A 19,100-nucleotide genomic window follows, 5' to 3' on the forward strand; every position below is an offset into this window, starting at 1 on the left:
TTCAGTAGGGGGAAATCCAACAGAAAAGGCTGCGTAAGTGAAACGTGCAGCCCCAATTAGCCCTGCCCGCTTCGCTTGGCAGGTGTTTCTGTTGGTGAATGGTCGCTCAGTTAGAAATTTGGCGATCTTGGTTAGAATTTTGAGGTTCTCAGTTCGAAAAATCGCATTCTTGGTTAGAAGAATCGCCATCTCAGTTGTAATTGTTCATAGGCGTTTCTATAATCCCGCCAATATAATGTCATTGTGATAAAAAGAAAAAGGGGAGTCCATAAAAGTCATCAAATATGACTTTTAGAACTACCCCTTTATACTTATTGCGCATCCATTTTAAACTCTAAAAATAATTCGTTATATGTGCCAAGTGTTTCTAGACCTAAATTTTCATAAACCTCAAGACGCTCACGCATTTCTTCGGTTGGATAGAAACGTTCATCACCGGTTACCTCTGGATCCATTAACTCAATCGCTTTTTCGTTAGGAGTTGAGTAGCCAACGTAATCCGCATTCTGTGCAGCATTTTCAGCATCCAAAATGAAGTTAATGAATTTATGTGCTCCATCTACATTGGCAGCCGTTTTCGGAATGATCATGTTGTCGAACCATAAATTCGAACCTTCTTTAGGTACTGCATAATCGATATCTTCATTGACGTACATTATATCCGCAGCTTGACCTGACCATACTAACGCGACTGACGCTTCATTTCTTCGAAGCGTTTCAACAATTTCATCACCGATGATTGCTTTAATATTTGGAGACAAGGTTTTTAATTTGTCCGTCGCTTCTCGCAGTTCTTTTGGATCCTTGGAGTTCAATGAATACCCGAGACTATTAAGTCCCATTCCTAAAACTTCACGAGCACCATCAACTAAAATAACTTCACTCTTTAATGATGGATCCCATAAATCGTCCCAGCTTTCAAATGTTTGTCCATCAAGTAATGTGGGATTAAAGGCAATTCCAACAGTTCCCCAAAAATAAGGAATGGAATATTCGTTTCCAGGGTCAAAAGGTAAATCTAAGAAGTAAGGATCAATATTTTTTAGATTTGGAATTTTACTATGGTCGATCGGAATTAACATATCTTTTTCCATCATTTGTTCAATCGCATACTCAGATGGCATAGCGACATCATAGGCTGTTCCACCTTGTTCAATTTTCGTCATCATCGCTTCATTTGAATCAAACGTTTCATAAATGACATTGATGCCCGTTTCGTCTTCGAACTGAGTTACTAAATCTGAATCGATATATTCACCCCAGTTATAAACCGTTATTGTGTCTTTTCCAGTACGACCCGAACTTTCACTCAATTGAGAGTGCGCATAAAACAGAAGTCCACAAGTAATGACGATAATCACGACTGCTCGAATGATGTCCTTCATTTTGGAACCCCCGTTCTAAGTGGGTTTTTCGTGCGATTTGTCACAGCATAATACCCGAGAACTAATAGTAATGTAACGATAAATAATAGGCCAGATAGGGCATTTATGGTTAACGTAATGCCAGCACGAGCCATGGAATAGATTTCAACTGAAAGAGTGGTAAATCCATTTCCTGTTACAAAGAACGTAACAGCAAAATCATCAAGAGAATAAGTAAGGGCTAAGAAGAAGCCTGCAAAAATTCCTGGTTTGATGTATGGAATAATGACGCGAGTTAGTAACTCACGTTTTGATGCTCCTAAATCGAGTGCAGCGTCAATTAAAGAACTACTCATTTCTTGAAGCTTCGGTAAAACCATAATCACAACAATGGGGACACTAAAAGCAATATGAGAAATTAGGACAGATATAAATCCTAACTTCACCCCAATGATGGTGAATAAAATCAAGAACGACGCCCCAATAATAACATCTGGACTTACAATCAAAATATTATTAAGAGATAAAAGTGCATTACGTGATTTGCGATTGCGCATATAGACAATTCCAATCGCACCCATGACGCCAATTGCAGTTGAGATTAAAGCTGAAAGTAATGCAATAATCACTGTGTTAATGAGGATAAGCATTAATCGAGTGTCTGAAAAGACAGCTCCATAATGCTCCCATGTAAACGACTCAAAATTGGACATATTGCCTGCACTATTGAAAGAGTAAAAAATCAAATACAAAATCGGCATATATAAAATGATGAATACGAGCGTCAGATAGACTTTGGCTAATTTACTTGTATTGCCCATTTGCCAACGCCCCCCTATCTTTTTGCCCGGTTAAAAACATCACAATAAACATGAATAAGATTAAGAACACGGCAATGGTTGATCCCATTCCCCAGTTTTGTGTAACTAAAAATTGTTGTTCAATCGCTGTTCCTAATGTAATGACTTTATTTCCGGCTATTAATCTAGTAATCATGAACAGTGATAGAGAAGGGATGAATACAGCTTGAATTCCAGCCTTTACGCCATTAATCGTAAGAGGAAGGATCACTTTAGAAAATGTTTTCCAAGATGAAGCCCCTAAATCACGTGAAGCATCAATTAGCGTTGGATTCATTTTGTCCAATGAATTAAAAATCGGTAAAATCATGAACGGAATAAATATATAAACTGAGACGAAAATGAAGCTGAAATCGGTATACAACAATTGTTGAGATCCGATACCTACTTTTTCAAATACTGTATTCACGGGTCCAAACAATCCAAAAATACCAATGAAAGCATACGTCTTTAACAATAAATTAATCCAAGAAGGAATAATAATTAATAATAACCATAATTGTTTATGCTTCGTTTTGGTTAACCAGTAAGCAGTTGGATATGCGATTGCTAAAGTAAACACGGTGATTATAAATGCATACCAGAAAGAGCTAATGGTTAATTTTAAATAAACTGAGGTGAAGAAGTTTTGATAGTTTTCGAACGAAAAGTTACCTTGTAAATCGAATAATGAAAAGTAGAGAACAAGTGCAATTGGTGCAATAACGAATAAAAACATCCAAACAGAATAGGGGATTAAATAAATGGACCGATTCGAATTATTTTTCATGTAACGAAGCTCCATATGATTCAAGACGCTTGTCAAAATCTTCTTCGGTTTCATTTAAACGCATGACATGAATCGCTTCTGGATCGAAATCTAACCCAATTTTATCTCCCACCGCTGCTTTTTTAGTTGAATGAACTAACCATTCATTACCGTCTTGATCCAGAGTGGATAATTCAAAGTGAACACCTCTAAAAAGTTGTGTATCGACAGTCACAATCATTTTCCCTTGTTCAATACTCGTAATCTCTAAATCTTCTGGTCGAATAACGATATCCACTTTTTCATTTGGATTTAACCCTTGATCGGTACACTCAAATTCCTTGCCGCCAAACTGAACGCGATAATCTGCAATCATAATACCTGGTACGATGTTAGATTCTCCAATAAAGTCAGCCACAAAGCGGTTGATTGGTTCATCATAAATATCAATCGGTGTTCCACTTTGTTGAATTTCTCCAGCATTCATTACGAAAATTTCATCAGACATCGCGAGTGCTTCCTCTTGATCATGCGTAACGAAGATAAAGGTTTTCCGTAATCTTTGTTGCAACTCTCTTAATTCATATTGCATTTCAGTTCTTAACTTTAAATCTAGTGCGGATAGAGGCTCGTCCAATAGAATAACTTCAGGATCATTGACGATCGCTCGAGCAATTGCCACACGTTGTTTTTGTCCACCTGACATTTCTACGATTTCTCGATTTTCAAATCCTTCTAAATTCACAAATTTTAAAGCTTCTAGTACACGACGATTCACTTCATCTTTCTTTAACTTCTTGATGCGTAGTCCAAATGCAACATTCTCAAAGACATTTAAATGCGGGAACAAGGCATAGTCTTGAAAGACGGTATTTACTTGCCGCTCATTAGCAGGGACTTTATTAATGTTCTTCCCATTAAAATACAGATTCCCGCTCGTCGGCTCCATAAATCCAGCAATTAATCTTAATATCGTTGTTTTCCCACAACCTGAAGGACCGAGTAATGTGTAAAACTTGCCTCGTTCAATTTCAAAACTAACATTATTTAAAACAGTCCCTGCACCATCATAGGATTTTGAGACTTGATCAAATCGAATAATTGATTGGTTCGACATAAAAACCTCCTGAAAATAGTCTATTTCATTATTTTATTAAAACATTTTTTGGAACGAAAACCTATAGGATATGGAAGGATATCCATTATTTATTTTGATCGCGTCTCCATTTTCGATATTTCTTCCACAACGCCTTCCCACCAGTAGTTAATAACAAAGTTACTGATAAGGAAATGCCAGCTAAGGCAGTAATTAATGAAATCCATTCAAAAAAAGAATATCCAGGAACTTTAGACCAATCGGTTTTTCCTTTCCAATCTTCAATAACTAGATTCATGCCATAAATTCCTGACACTACAGTAAATACAGTTAACATAAATAAAAGCATATTATGTCGTTTACTTGCCTTGTTTTCTTGTGCGCGATACAAGTCTTGAAGAGTATGCTTCACTTCATCAAATAAAGAATCTAAATGAAAAATTTCTCGATAGGTCTTTGATAATTCTTTTCCTTCTGTGCGTGCTGAAATTTCACCAAAGTAATAGCGTGAAGAAAATAAGGAAATGAGTTCAATTAATTCCTCAACATAATCTTCATCTTGTTCCCATTCTAATTCGCTATATTCAAAAGATAAACGAAGCAACATTATTTTATAAAAATAATGAAGCAAAAGATTATAATAATGTGTGCCCATAAATTGAGAGATAGGTCGTTCCAACTGGTGCCATTCTTTTGTGGATAATGTTATTTGAGCGTGTTCTGATGTAATGGTATAAGAATCAGGTGCCCATCGATTATGGGAATGTTGTTTTAAGTAACGTTCAATATAATCCATATTTGTAGTAGACATAAATGGGCGTCCTTCTTCGTTTTTCCCATCCAATTGTCCCATTCTATATAATTGGTCAGGTGTAATTTCCTGTCCGGAAGGTGCGATTAAAAAGGCTGAAGAAATCATACGCTCATCTTCGAAAAAGGGCAAACTGCCAAAATATCCCGATCGTTTGTCATCATGAATGATGTGATGCTTAATTTCAGGACAAAGATAATCAAAGACAAACTCATTTGTTGAGTTAAATACGTGATGATCAGCTTTAATGACTGCTCCTTCTTCTTCATCAATCTTTGGTTCGAGCACTCTAAAATGATTCATGAAATTTAATACTTCACTTAGTTCATTTTCGGTCTGATTCATCTCAGTTCGAATGGTGATTATGCCAATTCCAAAAGGACTAACAGTTACATCGACACTATTAACGGTAAAGCGGAAAGAATCACCGTGTACTTCTTGTGTATAGTCTTGACTTATTTTTTTCGAGAAACGTAAAAACCCGTCATCTGAAATCGTATGAGGAAATAACTTTCTTTCAATGAAAGGAAGGAAGTATTGATCAAGTTCTTTGTTGTCAACTCGGATAGATGGACCATAAAATGCATCTTCTAGTTCTGTTTTATTTAATTGGAAAAATGTATAACCTTGTGAATTTAAATGATTTCCAATCTTTTTTCGATTCTTTTCTCGATATGAAAAAGGGAATAGAAATGTCATATGAGCTTGATCGATTGGTATCGGATTTATTTTAGCTTTTTGATCCATAGTTTCACGCTCCACTCTTGTTCTTTCCTATTTGTATGTTACCATAAATGGATAAGGAGATGATGTCCTTGGGACGCACGATGCTATTATTTCTAGATCCTAAAATACGTGAATTCAAGCATAAACAAAAAGAAGTAGAAGGTGTATTCCTTCTTATTAATAAACGTGTTATCGAACGCCAGGAACTGGCTGACTTTTGTCATGATTGTTTTACGCCATTGTCTTATCACGAAACATTTGATGCATGCTATTGTACAAAATGTAATGCATGGCGTGAAGAAGCATGTACGGATCCTACATGTGAATATTGCGATATCCGACCTAAGCGACCATTATAGGATTTGCTAAAGGTCTTTTTTTATGTTATTCGACAGAAGACTCCCACCTCAAGGAATGAAAAGAGCGAAGCCTAATAAGTAGGTGGGAGATGAATGTCGGTTGGCGGTAGCCAAAACTTTCCTCACGATGATACAATGGGAACAAACATTCGTATCGAGAGGGCTGAAAATCATGTTAGTCAATAAGGCATACAAATTCCGGATCTATCCAACCAAAGAACAAGAAATCCTCATTGCTAAAACAATCGGATGCAGTCGTTTCGTATTCAATCGATTTTTAGGGTTATGGAACGATACATACAAAGAAACTGGCAAAGGATTATCGTACCATTCTTGCTCTGCTGAATTAACACATTTAAAAAAGGAGTTAGTATGGCTAAAAGAAGTTGACAGCATTGCCCTTCAATCCTCACTTAAAAACCTTGCGGATTCCTATTCGCGATTCTTCAAGAAACAAAATAAAGCACCACGCTTTAAGTCTAAAAAGAATAAGGTGCAATCCTACACAACGAAAGAAACCAATAATAACATTGTCATTTTAGACAAGAAAATAAAATTACCGAAACTTGGTCTAGTTCGCTTTGCTAAAAGTCGTGAAGTAAAAGGTCGTATTATTGGTGCGACTATCAGACAAAATCCTAGTGGTAAATACTTTGTATCCATTCTGACCGAAACAGATGTTCAACCATTGGAGAAAACGGAATCATCTATTGGGATAGACTTAGGTATCACTGACTTTGCAATTTTTTCTGATGGTCGCAAGATTGACAATAATAAGTTCACATCAAAGATGGAAAAGAAACTTCAGCGTGAACAACGGAAACTTTCAAGACGTGCATTGAATGCCAAAAACAAGGGTATAAGTCTTCTTGATGCAAAAAACTATCAGAAGCAAAAGATAAAAGTCGCTAGATTGCACGAAAGAATCATGAACCAACGTGACGATTTCCTTAACAAATTAAGTACAGACATCATCAAAAACCACGATATTGTCTGTATCGAAGATTTGAATACCAAGGGAATGTTACGCAATCATAAGTTAGCAAAATCAATCTCGGATGTATCGTGGTCTGCTTTTGTATCGAAATTAGAATACAAGGCGAAATGGTATGGTAAAACCATCGTGAAAATAAGCAGATGGTTTCCGTCTAGTCAAATATGTTCCGTTTGTGGACATCAGGATGGCAAGAAATCTCTTGAAATAAGGGATTGGACTTGCCCTGTTTGCCACGCACATCACGATAGAGATATAAATGCCAGCAAAAACATCCTAGCCGAAGGCTTAAGAACCTTAGTTTTGGCTTAAACAAAAGGGTAGAACCGCAGGAATCTGCGGGGATAGCTTGGTCCATAAGAGAAACCTCTGTTGACAAAGAAATACGTCAATAAGTACGCTCTATTCCCAAGAATCTCCCACTTCAATCAGAACGTAAGGTCGATAAGTGGGGTAGTTCAAGTTCGTTTTTACACATTATATAAAAGAAAGTAGCCATACTAGAGACAATAGACTTTAATGTGATGATTTTGGCTGACAGTTAAAAATGCAGTACTGAATAATTGATTTGTAAAACTGAGTTTGTTATCCTTGAAAATGGATTGTTCAAGAAGTTAATTGATTGAACATAATATACATCTTTGGAGGTTTTCACATGACTGAACGTATGGTTGGTAAACAAGCACCCCGATTTACAATGGATGCGGTGTTAGCAGATAAGTCTTTCGGCAAAGTAAGCTTGGAAGCAAACATGAAACAAGATAAATGGACTGTATTGTTCTTTTATCCAATGGACTTTACATTTGTTTGTCCTACAGAAATTACAGCGATGTCAGATCGTTACGATGAATTTGAAGATTTAGACGCTGAAATTATCGGTGTTTCTACAGATACAATTCACACGCATTTAGCGTGGATCAATACAGATCGACAAGAAAATGGACTAGGTGAATTAAAATACCCATTAGCTGCAGATACGAATCACTCAGTATCTCGCGACTACGGTGTTTTAATTGAAGAAGAAGGGATTGCACTTCGTGGATTATTCATTATTAATCCTGAAGGTGAAATGCAATATCAAACAGTTTTCCATAATAACATCGGCCGTGATGTAGATGAATCATTACGTGTTCTTCAAGCACTTCAAACTGGTGGCCTTTGCCCAGCAAACTGGCGCCCAGGTCAAAAAACGCTTTAATAAGTCAAATTCAATTCCCCACGCATACGATAAGCAGTGGGGAATTTTGAACTTTTAACATGATTTGGAGGATAAGGATATGAAATTGCGTGCACCAATGCCTGAATTAACAGGTGCTACTTCTTGGATTAATGGAGAAGTAAAAAAATCTCAACTTGTTGGAACGAAACCAACATTGATTCACTTTTGGTCAGTTAGCTGTGGACTTTGTAAAGAAGCAATGCCAGAAGTTAATAATTTTCGGGATCAATACAAAAAGGATTTAAATGTAATCGCAGTTCACATGCCTCGTTCTGAAAAGGATATGGACTTAAAAGAAATCAAAAAAATTGCAGCTGAACATGATATCACACAACCAATTTTTGTCGATAACGATATGACATTAACAGATGCTTTTGATAATCAATACGTTCCTGCATATTATGTATTTGATAAAGAAGGTCAATTACGACATTTCCAAGCAGGTGGAAGTGGAATGAAAATGTTAGAGAAACGTGTAAATCGTGTTCTTGACGAAACTAAAAATGCATAACCTAAAAACGTTTGAGATTTTTATCTCAGACGTTTTTTAATGGACTTTTTTACACTGACTTCTCTTATCGAATAAGGAAAGCAGAAAAGGTGATGATATAAATCCCAAACGACACGCTTCGACACGAATTGTTGGAGTGAACAAAAAAAATTTAGATTAATTAAAAATATCAGTCAAAAGGGGGTGGTTATTTATTTCGGAATCCGATATATTAAATACTATGTCTTTTGCATTAGGGGGAAATGAATATGGAAATTTTTAAAAAGTTAAAAGAATATTACTGGCCGAATAAACACTTATTCTTCTGGTCATTATTTATGCTTTTAATCACTTTGCTTATCACAGTTGCTTATCCAATCATTTTGCAACAAACGATTGACCGAGTAATTACGGGAGAACAATATGATCTCGCGTGGACTCTTGCAGGTATTTTTCTCGCATTAATGGTGGTTAAAGGAATTGCGACGTATATTGGTCAGTATACAGGCGATATGTTTGGGATTCGTTCTGTTTATGAGTTGCGAAATGCACTCTATGCTAAATTACAAAGATTGCCTTTCAGCTACTATGATAATGCGAAAACGGGCGATTTAATGTCTCGATTAACGGCAGATGTTGAAGGATTCCGATTCTTTTTATCTTTTGGTTTTGTTGAGTTATTCCGTTTAGTATTTTTAGTGTCTGTTTCATTGTGCGTTATGTTTTATTATTCAGTTTCCCTCACTTTCGTTTCCATGATGGCGATGCCTCTTTTAGTTGTAGCTGTTTTACGTTTCGACAAAAAAGTCCATCCAGCTTTCCGAGGAATACGTAAGTCATTTGGTAAATTAAATACGAATGTACAAGAAAACATTAGTGGAATTCATACAGTAAAATCTTTATCACGTGAATCCTTTCAAATAAATAAATTCAACGATTCAAACAATGATTACAAAGATCGCTATTTATTTACATCTGATATTTGGGCAAAATACTTCCCTGTGATGGAATTCCTCGGCAATATTAGTGTCGTATTCCTATTTGGATATGGTGGATTCCTCGTAATGGAGGGCCAATTACAAATAGGGGAATTAGTCGCATTCTATAGCTTGCTAGGATATATTATTTTCCCAATTATGAACTTAGGATTTACAGTCAATTTATTTTCCCAGTCTAAGGCATCAGGTGAACGACTACTTGAAGTAATCGAAGCGCCTGAACCAATCCATTCGATGGAAGGTGCAATTGACGGCTCTCATATGAAAGGGCAGGTAAGTTTTGAAAATGTGACCTTGCAATATCGCGAAGAGGATCAAGTTGCTCTTGATCAAGTTAACTTAGAGGTTGCTGCTGGAAAACAAGTTGGTTTAATTGGAGCTACTGGATCTGGTAAAACAAGTCTTACTCAGTTATTAACTCGATTCTACGAGCCAACTGAAGGCGTCGTTAAAATTGATGGCATACCAGTTAATGAATATACGCTGCCTTCACTGCGATCAAAAATAGGCTTCGTGTTACAAGAGTCATTCTTGTTTTCTTCATCCATTAAATCGAATATTTCATACGGATATCCAGATGCTTCTATGGAAGAAATTATAGATGCTGCGAAACGTGCAAATGCACATGATTTCATCATGGAATTGCCAAAAGGTTATGACACGATGTTAGGAGAACGTGGTCTTGGGTTATCTGGAGGACAAAAACAACGGATTGCTATTGCACGTGCATTATGTCAAAATCCAGCCATTTTAGTATTAGATGACGCGACGAGTGCAGTTGATATGAAGACAGAACTTCATATTCAAGAAGCATTAGAAGAAGTAATGAAAGGACGTACAACGTTCATCATTGCTCATCGGATTTCATCGGTTAAACACGCAGATGAACTAATTGTGTTCGAGCATGGGAAAATTGTGCAACGGGGAACACATGATGAATTGATACAAGAAGAAGGACTATATAAACGAATTTATGAAATTCAATACAAAGACCAATTAGACAATGTTTACGCATAGAAAGGCGGAATCATCATGACAAAACAAATAAATCCAAGTGTATTAAAGCGATTCCGCTACTCAACAGATGAAGCAATTGATGCTCCATTTAACTGGCAACAGCTTGCGAGATTGTTCACATATGTAAAACCGTATTCAAAAAATTTGTTACCAAAAGCATTTATTGCCGTAACAATCACAACGTTAATACGGTTATTAATTCCCATCTTAATTGGGGTTTACGTAATTGATCAAGCACTTACGAATAAAGATGCCGAATTTTTATCAATTCTTGTTGGCATAATTGCCGTACTTTATGTCATTAATACTGTTGCGAATCGATTTCGAATACAATGGATGAACGAATTAGGTCAAAACGTCATCTACGATTTAAGGAAGCATTTATTTACACATGTTCAATGGCTTTCGCATCGATTCTTTGACCAGCGATCAGCAGGATCTATATTAGTCCGTATTATGAATGATATTAATTCACTTCAAGAATTGTTTACGAATGGTGTCATCAATTTATTAATGGATATTTTATTACTTGCTGGTGTGTTGATTATTCTCTTTACTTTAAGTCCACCATTAGCATTAGCCGTATTAGTTATACTGCCATTGATGTTCTTTATTTCAACGACATTAAGAAAAAACATCCGTCGTTCATGGCAAGATGTGCGAATGAAACAAGCAAAAATTAATTCACATTTAAATGAAAGTATACAAGGAATGCGCATTACTCAATCATTTACTCAAGAAGATGAGAATATGGCGTTCTTTAATGGGATTAATGAAGAAAGTTTCGAATCATGGAGAGTTGCAACGAAAAAGAACTCCATGTTCAGGCCTTTTGTTGAAATGACGAATGCAATTGGGTCAGTTGTCCTAATCATTTATGGTGCGTATTTAATTCAAAATGGTCAGTTGGATTTAGGGGAGTTTGTTTCATTTGCGTTTTACCTAGGGATGTTTTGGGAACCTATTTCTCGCTTAGGGCAAGTGTATAACCAATTATTAATGGGGATGGCTTCTTCAGAAAGAATTTTTGAATTCTTAGACGAACAGCCCTTGGTTCATGAAAAAGAAAATGCGATTTCGGTCAAACAAATTAAAGGACGTATCGAATTTGAAAAAGTTGAATTTGGATACGAATCAGACAGATTAGCTCTTAAAGGAATTTCAATCGACATGAAAGCTGGGGAGACCGTTGCATTAGTAGGTCACACTGGTTCAGGTAAAACAACGATTGCGAACTTGGTCGCACGATTCTATGATCCAATTAGTGGTGTGGTTAAGATGGATGGCACAGATATTCGTGACCTATCATTAAGTTCACTCAGAGAACAAATTAGTATTGTCTTACAAGAGACATTCATTTTTTCTGGTACGATCATGGAAAACATTCGCTTTGGAAATCCACATGCTTCTGATGAAGAAGTAATTAAAGCAGCAGAGGCTGTTGGTGCTAATCGATTCATCGAGCGATTGTCGAACGGTTACGAAACGGAAGTTGAAGAGCGCGGGAACATTCTATCTGTTGGGGAACGTCAATTGCTTTCATTTGCACGTGCTTTATTGGCAGATCCACGTATCATTATTTTAGATGAAGCAACCGCTTCAATCGATACTGAAACTGAACTGCAAATTCAAGAAGCTTTACGAACATTGCTGAAAAATCGTACAGCGATTATGATCGCTCACAGATTATCTACGATTCGTGAAGCAGATCAAATCATTGTGTTAGAACATGGTAAAGTATTAGAATCAGGCAATCATGATTCCCTTATGACGGAAAAAGGTCATTATCATCAATTAGTGATGTCTCAATTTTCAACAGATGTAAATTGAGTTTGAGTGCTTGAAATAGTTGTGGTACACTATGCTCATTCGTTAAGTACGGAGGTTGAAAGATGAAAAAAGAATTCGTAGTAATTGGCCTCGGTCGATTTGGTGGGAGCATCGTAAGAGAACTTATTGAACAAGGCGCAGATGTTATGGCAATTGATAAGTTTTCAGATCGAGTAGATGAGTTTGCGTCGATTGCGACTCAAGCAATTGTAGCGGATACAACGGATGAATCAGTTTTAAAATCACTAGGTATCCGCAATTTTGAACATGTAATTGTGGCGATTGGGGAAGACATTCAATCCAGTATTTTAACCACTTTAATGTTGAAAGAAATTGGTGTAAATAAAATAACTGTAAAAGCTCAAAATGATTACCACGAAAAAGTTTTACGTAAAATAGGTGCCGATCAAGTTGTACATCCTGAACGTGATATGGGTATTCGAATCGCCAATCATATGATCTCGAATAATGTATTAGATTACCTGGAATTATCAGATGAGCATTCCATTATGGAGATTATCGCAAATGAATTTCTGGCTGGCTCAACTTTAATTGATCTTGATATCCGTGCTAATTATGGGATTAATATCGTGGCAATTAAGCGAGGAACTGAAATATTAGTGTCACCGCAAGCAACTGAAGAGATTCTTTTGAATGATATTTTAATTGTTATTGGTGCCGATTCAGATATTATCCGTTTTGAAAAGAAAGCAATGCATTAAATGAGGGGAGAGCCACGTGCTCTCTCTTTTTTGATAGCGGAAAGCGAAAGAAAAGCCGACCAGCTTCGTAGTCATCATCTTTATTTATCATCAATCAAAAAACCACAGCCAACACCAGATTAGGTGTAAGCTGTGGTTTTTAAGTTTGATTTACACTTCCATTATGACTGGTAGAATCATTGGACGGCGTTTTGTTTTTTCATATAAGTAAGGACCGAGTACATCCGTAATCTCATTTTTCAATTCAGACCAAGGAGTTGCCTTTGATTGAATTGTTTTTTGTAAATGACGATTTAGCATATGTTGTGCTTCATTAATCATGGCACCAGATTCTCTCATATAAACAAAACCTCTTGAGATAATGTCTGGTCCAGAAACGATTTTTTGTCGTTCTTGATCGGTACTAATGACAACAATGACTAGTCCTTCTTCCGAAAGAATTCGACGATCTCTTAAGACGATATTGCCGATATCCCCAATTCCGCTACCATCAATGTATACATCACCTGATGGAATTCGACCCGCAACAGCAGCTTCATTTTGGCTAAGTGCTAATACGTCTCCGTTTTCCATGATAAATGTATTTTCAGGTTTCACGTCACAATCAATTGCAAGTTCTGTATGAATTTTTAGCATACGATACTCACCGTGAATTGGCATGAAGAATTTAGGTTTCATTAAACGAAGCATTAGTTTTTGTTCTTCTTGAGAACCATGTCCAGATGTATGAATATTGCTTAATGGACCATGAATAACGTCTGCACCAGCTCGAGTTAATAGATTAATTGTACGATTTACGCTGCTACGATTCCCTGGAATAGGGGAAGATGAGAAGATGACCGTATCAGCAGGTTGGATTTGAATTTGACGATGTGTTCCATTAGCGATACGAGATAACGCAGCCATTGGTTCACCTTGGCTACCTGTACATAAAATCATGACTTCATTTGCAGGTAAACGATTCAATGTTTGTGTATCAACAAACGTTTCGTTTGGAGCATTTATGTAGCCTAGTTCTCGACCAATATTAATCGCATTGTCCATGCTTCGACCAAATACAGCAATTTTACGGCCATGCTCGATTGCTGACTCAACAACTTGTTGAACTCGGTAAATATTTGATGAGAATGTAGCGAAAATAATACGTCCATCTACTTTACGGAAAATTTCAGATAAGCTTTCGCCAACTTTTCGCTCTGACATTGTGAAGTTTGGCACTTCAGCATTTGTACTGTCAGAAAGTAAACAAAGGACGCCATCTTTTCCGATTTCAGCCATTTTCGTTAAGTTTGCTGGTTCACCAACAGGTGTAAAGTCGAATTTGAAATCTCCTGTGTGAACGATATTGCCCGGAGGAGTTTTTACAACAACTCCATATGCATCTGGAATACTATGAGTTGTTCTAAAGAAACTCACAGAAGTTTTACGGAATTTAATCACTTCGTCTTCAGTAATGACATGCATTTTCGTCGTACGAAGTAGACCATGTTCCTCGAGTTTGTTGCGCAACAAGCCTAAAGCTAGTTTGCCACCGTAAACAGGAACATTTAATTGTTTCAGCAAATAAGGAATACCACCGATATGATCTTCGTGACCGTGTGTAATAAACAAACCTTTAATCTTGTCTACATTTTTCACAAGGTACGTGTAATCTGGAATGACATAGTCAATTCCAAGTAAATCATCTTCAGGGAATTTAATACCTGCATCAATTAAAATTATTTCATCTTGAAATTGCACACCATAAGTGTTTTTACCGATTTCGCTCAGTCCGCCGAGTGCGAAAACAGCCGCTTGATCATTCTTTACAAATTTCATGTAGTTATACTTTCTCCACGTTAAAGTTTGCTGCAGCTTGTTCGTACTCTAAATGGTTCCCTTCAAGTAACTGAACAAATTCAATGTTATACTTGCGATCTTTAAGCGCATAGCGAACTGCTCGCTCTGAATCTGCTTCCATATAAAGGCTTTGTGTGTTTTCGCGAACTGGCACTTCAAGCACATTTTCTTGATAATAAACTTTGTAGATCATGTTTCGCTCTCCTTTTTCACGTTCAAAATAAAATCATTCTCTTTATATTATCATGTTGCTCTTTTAAAATAAAGAAAAGCCCTACTATAAATAGTAGGGCATAAAATTAAGCAATCGTCTTTTTACCGAGTATGCCGCCCAGCCGTCTTAATAATTTCTTTTTTAGACGCTTTAACATGGCAAATCACTCCTCATACCTCATTATACGATTAATTGCAAGTATTGTAAAGGATGTCCGACGAATTGCCAGAATATTCATTCGAAAGGAAGATTAATAAAAATGAAGAAAATATGTTTCTTTGATATTGATGGAACTCTATATAATACAGACAAAAAATTACCTGAAAGTGCTAAGAAAGCTGTATTAGAAGCTCGTGAGAATGGACATGAAATTATCATTGCAACAGGTAGAGCGCCATTTATGATTAAAGCCGTTTTAGAAGAGTTACAAATTGATTCGTATATTTGTTTCAATGGTCAATATATTGTATATAGAAATGAAATCGTTCATCAAGAAGCGTTAAACGCTGAAGCTCTTAATCAAGTAACAAAATTTGCTCAAACTAATAATCACCCACTCGTGTACATGAATGCAGAAAAAATGATTTCTTCATTACCGTATCATCCTCATGTGGAGGAAAGTATACAAAGTCTAAAGTTTCCTCATCCACAACATGAAGAGCATTTTCATAAGAATGAACAAATTTATCAAGCATTAGTTTTTTGTTTAGAGGATGAAGAAGGTAAGTATCATCAAGAGTTTCCAGAATTTAAGTTTGTGAGATGGCATCGCGTGTCAGTAGACATATTGCCGAAAGGTGCTTCCAAAGCCAAAGCCATCCAGATGTTAATTGAAAAATTTGGACTAGTATTAGCGGAAACCATCGCTTTTGGTGATGGGCTAAATGATATTGAGATGTTAGAAGCTGTGGGATTCAGTGTTGCCATGGGAAATGGTCATGAAGAAGCTCTTAAAAGGGCAAAATACGTAACGGGACATGTAGATGAAGATGGATTAGCTGATGCAATGCGGTATTTAAAACTCATTGAATAAAGACATAGAAAAAACCAACAATATCTGAAATCGATATTGTTGGTTTTTCCTATTAATCTTCTTTCGTATTGCGCTCAAACGGGGTCGAATTTGGAATTTCTGCAAAAGGGTCGGTTGGATTGATGCGATCATAGAACATGATTCCATTTAAATGATCCAATTCATGTTGGAATGCAATTGCAGGTAATCCTTTTAGACGCATTTTAAATGGACTTCCATCAGGATAAAATCCTTTTACAGTGATGCGCGCGTATCTTGGTACATAACCTTCGATTACGCGATCTACACTTAAACATCCCTCTCCAGTAGTTAAATATGTTTGTTCTACTGAATGACTAACAATTTTAGGGTTAATGGCAACGAAGGTAATTGGATCTTCTTCACTTTCGATATGAAGTGCAAACATCCTTTTCGATTGGTTAACTTGCGGTGCAGCAATTCCGATGCCTGGACGCAAATCATACCTTTCAATCATTTCGTCATCTTGACTGTTGATGACATAATCTAATAAATCTTTTGCTAATTTTGCATCCTCTTCATTCAGTGGCAAATTTACTTCTTCAGCTTTTATACGAAGTGAAGGATGTCCTTCACGAACGATATCTTTCATTAAAAACATGATGGTCTTCCTTTCTACAATACAAATTCTATATCAAGTATACCGAAGGAACCCTAAAGTGGAAATAAAAAGGACGACTTTTGGTCAGTTGAATTTTTGAACGTGAACGTCTATAGTATAAAAAGGTTTAGGAGGTAGAGATATGAAAAAAGGATTATTTGGGTTAGTACTAAGTTCGACAATTGTGTTATCAGGCTGTACATTTGGGGCATCTGCTCACGAACAATTATCAGAAGCATTATCTACTATTTATGAAGAAGAAAAAGGATATCGCGAGGCACAAAAAGAATTAGCTTCTTTAGAGAAAAAAGAACAACAAACTTTTAATGAAGTGATGGCTTTAACGCAAGAAGATACTGAAAAAGTGAAAACATTTGTATCAGAGTTAAACGATTCTGTTGAACAGCGCTTGGCTTTGTTAGAAGAAGAAAAGCAATCCATGAAGAATGCTGAAGAAAAAGTTTCTGCTATTGAAGATGTGGCAAGCGACGTGAAAGACGATAAGTCAAAAACTTCTATTAAAGAATTAGATAAAGCTTTGGACGATCGCTATGCTGCTCATGATAAAGTATCAAAAGAATACGAAGCTTTAACTGAGAAACAGACTGTCTTGTATGAAATGTTATTGAATGAAGAAACGAAACAAGAAGATCTACAAAAACAAGTTGCGGAAGTAAATAGTCAAAATGATAAAGTTCAAGAAGCAATCCAAACATTTAATGACTCCACGATCGCGATAAATGAATTAAAATCAGATGTATATAGTACACTTTCTAGTGAAAAATAAAACGATCTCTTCGGAGGTCGTTTTTTCTGTGCTATAAAAGGAGTTGTGAATACGAACTGTCATATAATACAGATGATGTTTTCGAGTGGTACAGTTTGTTGTAAATTGAAAATTGAATAATTAATGATTTGTTTACAATGTAGAGTTTGCAATGATTGACCCCGAAAATAAAGTTAAGTATACTATGGAAGAATGCATATTGTATCACTTGTTTTTTAATGATTTTTTAATACAGTTCTAAAAGGAGAGGTGTTAATATGGCAGCAAAAAATGCCAAGCAAATGGGACCAGTTGAAACCCTTCAAGCGATTGAAGAAAAGTTTGTTATGTTCCAGATTTTAAATGAAGAAGGCGAAATTGTTAACAAAGACGCAGATCCAAATTTATCAGATGAAGAATTAGTAGAATTAATGAAACGTATGGTTTATACGCGTATTTTAGACCAACGCTCAATTTCTCTAAATCGTCAAGGTCGTTTAGGGTTCTATGCGCCAACTGCTGGACAAGAAGCTTCTCAATTAGCTTCTCACTATGCTCTTGAAAAAGAAGACTTTATCCTTCCTGGGTACCGTGATGTTCCGCAAATGATTTGGCATGGTCTACCATTATCACAAGCTTTCTTATTTTCACGTGGACACTTTATGGGGAACCAAATCCCTGAAGATGTAAAAGTATTCCCACCACAAATCATCATTGGCGCTCAAATTATTCAAGCTGCTGGTGTTGCATTAGGAATGCAAAAACGTGGTAAAAAATCTGTAGCGGTAACGTACACTGGTGACGGTGGTTCTTCACAAGGAGATTTCTATGAAGGAATTAACTTTGCTGGAGCATTCCGTTCTCCTGCAATCTTCATCGTGCAAAATAACCAATATGCGATTTCAACACCTCGCGAACTTCAAACTGCTGCGAAAACAATCGCACAAAAAGGAATTGCCGCTGGTATTCCAAGTATTTTAGTTGATGGTATGGATCCACTTGCTGTATACGTGGCAACTCGTGACGCTCGTGAGCGTGCAGTCAATGGGGAAGGCCCATCGTTAATCGAAACATTATGTTACCGATATGGACCACATACAATGGCTGGAGATGACCCAACAAGATACCGTACTTCTGAGACGGATTCTGAGTGGGAGAAGAAAGATCCATTGGTCCGCTTCCGTGCTTATTTAGAAGCGAAAAATCTTTGGAATGAAGAAAAAGAAAACGAAGTAATCGAGCAAGCAAAAGAAGAAATTAAAGATGCTATTAAAACAGCAGATGCTGCTCCAAAACAAAAAGTGACGGATTTAATGGAAATTATGTATGGTGATGAAATGCCATTCAACTTAAAAGAACAATACGAACTTTACAAAGAGAAGGAGTCGAAGTAAC

General features: G+C 36.5%; 18 protein-coding genes. 10 read left to right on the plus strand and 8 right to left on the minus strand.

Features of this window, described 5'->3' with window-relative positions; translation table 11 throughout:
• Positions 1–311 precede the first annotated feature (311 nt).
• The 5 genes from AC3EA5_RS14265 to AC3EA5_RS14285 form a co-directional block, all read right to left on the minus strand.
• Entirely contained in the window at positions 312–1,385 is a 1,074-nt protein-coding gene (locus tag AC3EA5_RS14265; protein WP_488608953.1) for an ABC transporter substrate-binding protein, read from the minus strand.
• Complete coding sequence (locus tag AC3EA5_RS14270; RefSeq protein WP_488608954.1) at positions 1,382–2,185, minus strand: ABC transporter permease; 804 nt, start codon at positions 2,183–2,185, stop codon at positions 1,382–1,384. The genes AC3EA5_RS14265 and AC3EA5_RS14270 overlap by 4 nt, the downstream gene beginning before the upstream one ends.
• A complete protein-coding gene (locus tag AC3EA5_RS14275; RefSeq protein WP_488608955.1) occupies positions 2,169–2,993 on the minus strand; it encodes an ABC transporter permease in 825 nt (274 codons plus the stop codon). Before AC3EA5_RS14275 ends, AC3EA5_RS14270 begins: the two co-directional genes overlap by 17 nt.
• The gene (locus AC3EA5_RS14280) at positions 2,983–4,089 is read right to left on the minus strand and encodes an ABC transporter ATP-binding protein (RefSeq protein WP_488608956.1); all 1,107 of its coding nucleotides are present in this window, start codon (positions 4,087–4,089) and stop codon (positions 2,983–2,985) included. Before AC3EA5_RS14280 ends, AC3EA5_RS14275 begins: the two co-directional genes overlap by 11 nt.
• A gap of 85 nt (positions 4,090–4,174) precedes the next feature.
• On the minus strand, positions 4,175–5,626 hold the full coding sequence (locus tag AC3EA5_RS14285; protein ID WP_488608957.1) for a hypothetical protein: 1,452 nt from the start codon (positions 5,624–5,626) through the stop codon (positions 4,175–4,177).
• Positions 5,627–5,694: 68 nt separating this feature from the next.
• Between AC3EA5_RS14285 and AC3EA5_RS14290 the strand changes: the two genes are divergently transcribed.
• The 7 genes from AC3EA5_RS14290 (at position 5,695) to AC3EA5_RS14320 (ending at position 13,234) form a co-directional block, all read left to right on the plus strand.
• The gene (locus tag AC3EA5_RS14290) at positions 5,695–5,964 is read left to right on the plus strand and encodes a hypothetical protein (protein ID WP_488608958.1); all 270 of its coding nucleotides are present in this window, start codon (positions 5,695–5,697) and stop codon (positions 5,962–5,964) included.
• Positions 5,965–6,136: 172 nt separating this feature from the next.
• Entirely contained in the window at positions 6,137–7,270 is a 1,134-nt protein-coding gene (tnpB, locus tag AC3EA5_RS14295) for an IS200/IS605 family element RNA-guided endonuclease TnpB (protein WP_488608959.1), read from the plus strand.
• Positions 7,271–7,613: 343 nt separating this feature from the next.
• Entirely contained in the window at positions 7,614–8,156 is a 543-nt protein-coding gene (locus AC3EA5_RS14300; RefSeq protein WP_488608960.1) for a peroxiredoxin, read from the plus strand.
• A 79-nt stretch (positions 8,157–8,235) separates the two neighbouring features.
• Positions 8,236–8,688: a TlpA family protein disulfide reductase gene (locus AC3EA5_RS14305; protein WP_488608961.1), complete on the plus strand. Its 453-nt coding sequence runs from the start codon at positions 8,236–8,238 to the stop codon at positions 8,686–8,688.
• Positions 8,689–8,936: 248 nt separating this feature from the next.
• Positions 8,937–10,682, plus strand: a complete 1,746-nt coding sequence (locus tag AC3EA5_RS14310) for an ABC transporter ATP-binding protein (protein WP_488608962.1) — start codon at positions 8,937–8,939, stop codon at positions 10,680–10,682.
• Between the two features lie 15 nt (positions 10,683–10,697).
• A complete protein-coding gene (locus AC3EA5_RS14315) occupies positions 10,698–12,512 on the plus strand; it encodes an ABC transporter ATP-binding protein (RefSeq protein ID WP_488608963.1) in 1,815 nt (604 codons plus the stop codon).
• A gap of 62 nt (positions 12,513–12,574) precedes the next feature.
• Positions 12,575–13,234: a potassium channel family protein gene (locus tag AC3EA5_RS14320; protein WP_394187226.1), complete on the plus strand. Its 660-nt coding sequence runs from the start codon at positions 12,575–12,577 to the stop codon at positions 13,232–13,234.
• 150 nt (positions 13,235–13,384) lie between these two features.
• Here the strand turns inward: AC3EA5_RS14320 and rnjA are convergent, their stop codons facing one another.
• Positions 13,385–15,052: a ribonuclease J1 gene (rnjA, locus tag AC3EA5_RS14325; RefSeq protein WP_394187227.1), complete on the minus strand. Its 1,668-nt coding sequence runs from the start codon at positions 15,050–15,052 to the stop codon at positions 13,385–13,387.
• Positions 15,053–15,056: 4 nt separating this feature from the next.
• Complete coding sequence (locus AC3EA5_RS14330; RefSeq protein ID WP_394187228.1) at positions 15,057–15,266, minus strand: DNA-dependent RNA polymerase subunit epsilon; 210 nt, start codon at positions 15,264–15,266, stop codon at positions 15,057–15,059.
• 280 nt (positions 15,267–15,546) lie between these two features.
• Here AC3EA5_RS14330 and AC3EA5_RS14335 point away from each other — a divergent pair, with 280 nt between their 5' ends.
• Positions 15,547–16,320 carry a Cof-type HAD-IIB family hydrolase gene (locus tag AC3EA5_RS14335; protein WP_488608964.1) on the plus strand — a complete coding sequence of 258 codons (774 nt, stop codon included), beginning with the start codon at positions 15,547–15,549 and terminating at the stop codon, positions 16,318–16,320.
• 52 nt (positions 16,321–16,372) lie between these two features.
• Here the strand turns inward: AC3EA5_RS14335 and def are convergent, their stop codons facing one another.
• The gene (gene def / locus AC3EA5_RS14340; RefSeq protein ID WP_488608965.1) at positions 16,373–16,939 is read right to left on the minus strand and encodes a peptide deformylase; all 567 of its coding nucleotides are present in this window, start codon (positions 16,937–16,939) and stop codon (positions 16,373–16,375) included.
• Between the two features lie 142 nt (positions 16,940–17,081).
• On the opposite strand from def, the gene AC3EA5_RS14345 reads away from it, so the two are divergent.
• Together AC3EA5_RS14345 and pdhA are read left to right on the plus strand one after the other, a co-directional pair.
• Positions 17,082–17,726: a YkyA family protein gene (locus AC3EA5_RS14345; protein WP_488608966.1), complete on the plus strand. Its 645-nt coding sequence runs from the start codon at positions 17,082–17,084 to the stop codon at positions 17,724–17,726.
• A 257-nt stretch (positions 17,727–17,983) separates the two neighbouring features.
• Positions 17,984–19,099 (plus strand): pyruvate dehydrogenase (acetyl-transferring) E1 component subunit alpha, encoded by a 1,116-nt coding sequence (pdhA, locus tag AC3EA5_RS14350; protein ID WP_488608967.1) that lies wholly within the window; start codon positions 17,984–17,986, stop codon positions 19,097–19,099.
• Position 19,100 lies beyond the last annotated feature (1 nt).

The organism is Paenisporosarcina sp. (assembly GCF_057785155.1).

What these genes read in the sequence shown, in the direction of transcription:
- AC3EA5_RS14265 (WP_488608953.1), bottom strand. Translation starts at nt 1,385, where the DNA reads ATGAAGGACATCATTCGAGCAGTCGTGATTATCGTCATTACTTGTGGA.
- AC3EA5_RS14270 (WP_488608954.1), bottom strand. Translation starts at nt 2,185, where the DNA reads ATGGGCAATACAAGTAAATTAGCCAAAGTCTATCTGACGCTCGTATTC.
- AC3EA5_RS14275 (WP_488608955.1), bottom strand. Translation starts at nt 2,993, where the DNA reads ATGAAAAATAATTCGAATCGGTCCATTTATTTAATCCCCTATTCTGTT.
- AC3EA5_RS14280 (WP_488608956.1), bottom strand. Translation starts at nt 4,089, where the DNA reads ATGTCGAACCAATCAATTATTCGATTTGATCAAGTCTCAAAATCCTAT.
- AC3EA5_RS14285 (WP_488608957.1), bottom strand. Translation starts at nt 5,626, where the DNA reads ATGGATCAAAAAGCTAAAATAAATCCGATACCAATCGATCAAGCTCAT.
- tnpB (WP_488608959.1), top strand. Translation starts at nt 6,137, where the DNA reads ATGTTAGTCAATAAGGCATACAAATTCCGGATCTATCCAACCAAAGAA.
- AC3EA5_RS14300 (WP_488608960.1), top strand. Translation starts at nt 7,614, where the DNA reads ATGACTGAACGTATGGTTGGTAAACAAGCACCCCGATTTACAATGGAT.
- AC3EA5_RS14305 (WP_488608961.1), top strand. Translation starts at nt 8,236, where the DNA reads ATGAAATTGCGTGCACCAATGCCTGAATTAACAGGTGCTACTTCTTGG.
- AC3EA5_RS14310 (WP_488608962.1), top strand. Translation starts at nt 8,937, where the DNA reads ATGGAAATTTTTAAAAAGTTAAAAGAATATTACTGGCCGAATAAACAC.
- AC3EA5_RS14315 (WP_488608963.1), top strand. Translation starts at nt 10,698, where the DNA reads ATGACAAAACAAATAAATCCAAGTGTATTAAAGCGATTCCGCTACTCA.
- AC3EA5_RS14320 (WP_394187226.1), top strand. Translation starts at nt 12,575, where the DNA reads ATGAAAAAAGAATTCGTAGTAATTGGCCTCGGTCGATTTGGTGGGAGC.
- rnjA (WP_394187227.1), bottom strand. Translation starts at nt 15,052, where the DNA reads ATGAAATTTGTAAAGAATGATCAAGCGGCTGTTTTCGCACTCGGCGGA.
- AC3EA5_RS14330 (WP_394187228.1), bottom strand. Translation starts at nt 15,266, where the DNA reads ATGATCTACAAAGTTTATTATCAAGAAAATGTGCTTGAAGTGCCAGTT.
- AC3EA5_RS14335 (WP_488608964.1), top strand. Translation starts at nt 15,547, where the DNA reads ATGAAGAAAATATGTTTCTTTGATATTGATGGAACTCTATATAATACA.
- def (WP_488608965.1), bottom strand. Translation starts at nt 16,939, where the DNA reads ATGTTTTTAATGAAAGATATCGTTCGTGAAGGACATCCTTCACTTCGT.
- AC3EA5_RS14345 (WP_488608966.1), top strand. Translation starts at nt 17,082, where the DNA reads ATGAAAAAAGGATTATTTGGGTTAGTACTAAGTTCGACAATTGTGTTA.
- pdhA (WP_488608967.1), top strand. Translation starts at nt 17,984, where the DNA reads ATGGCAGCAAAAAATGCCAAGCAAATGGGACCAGTTGAAACCCTTCAA.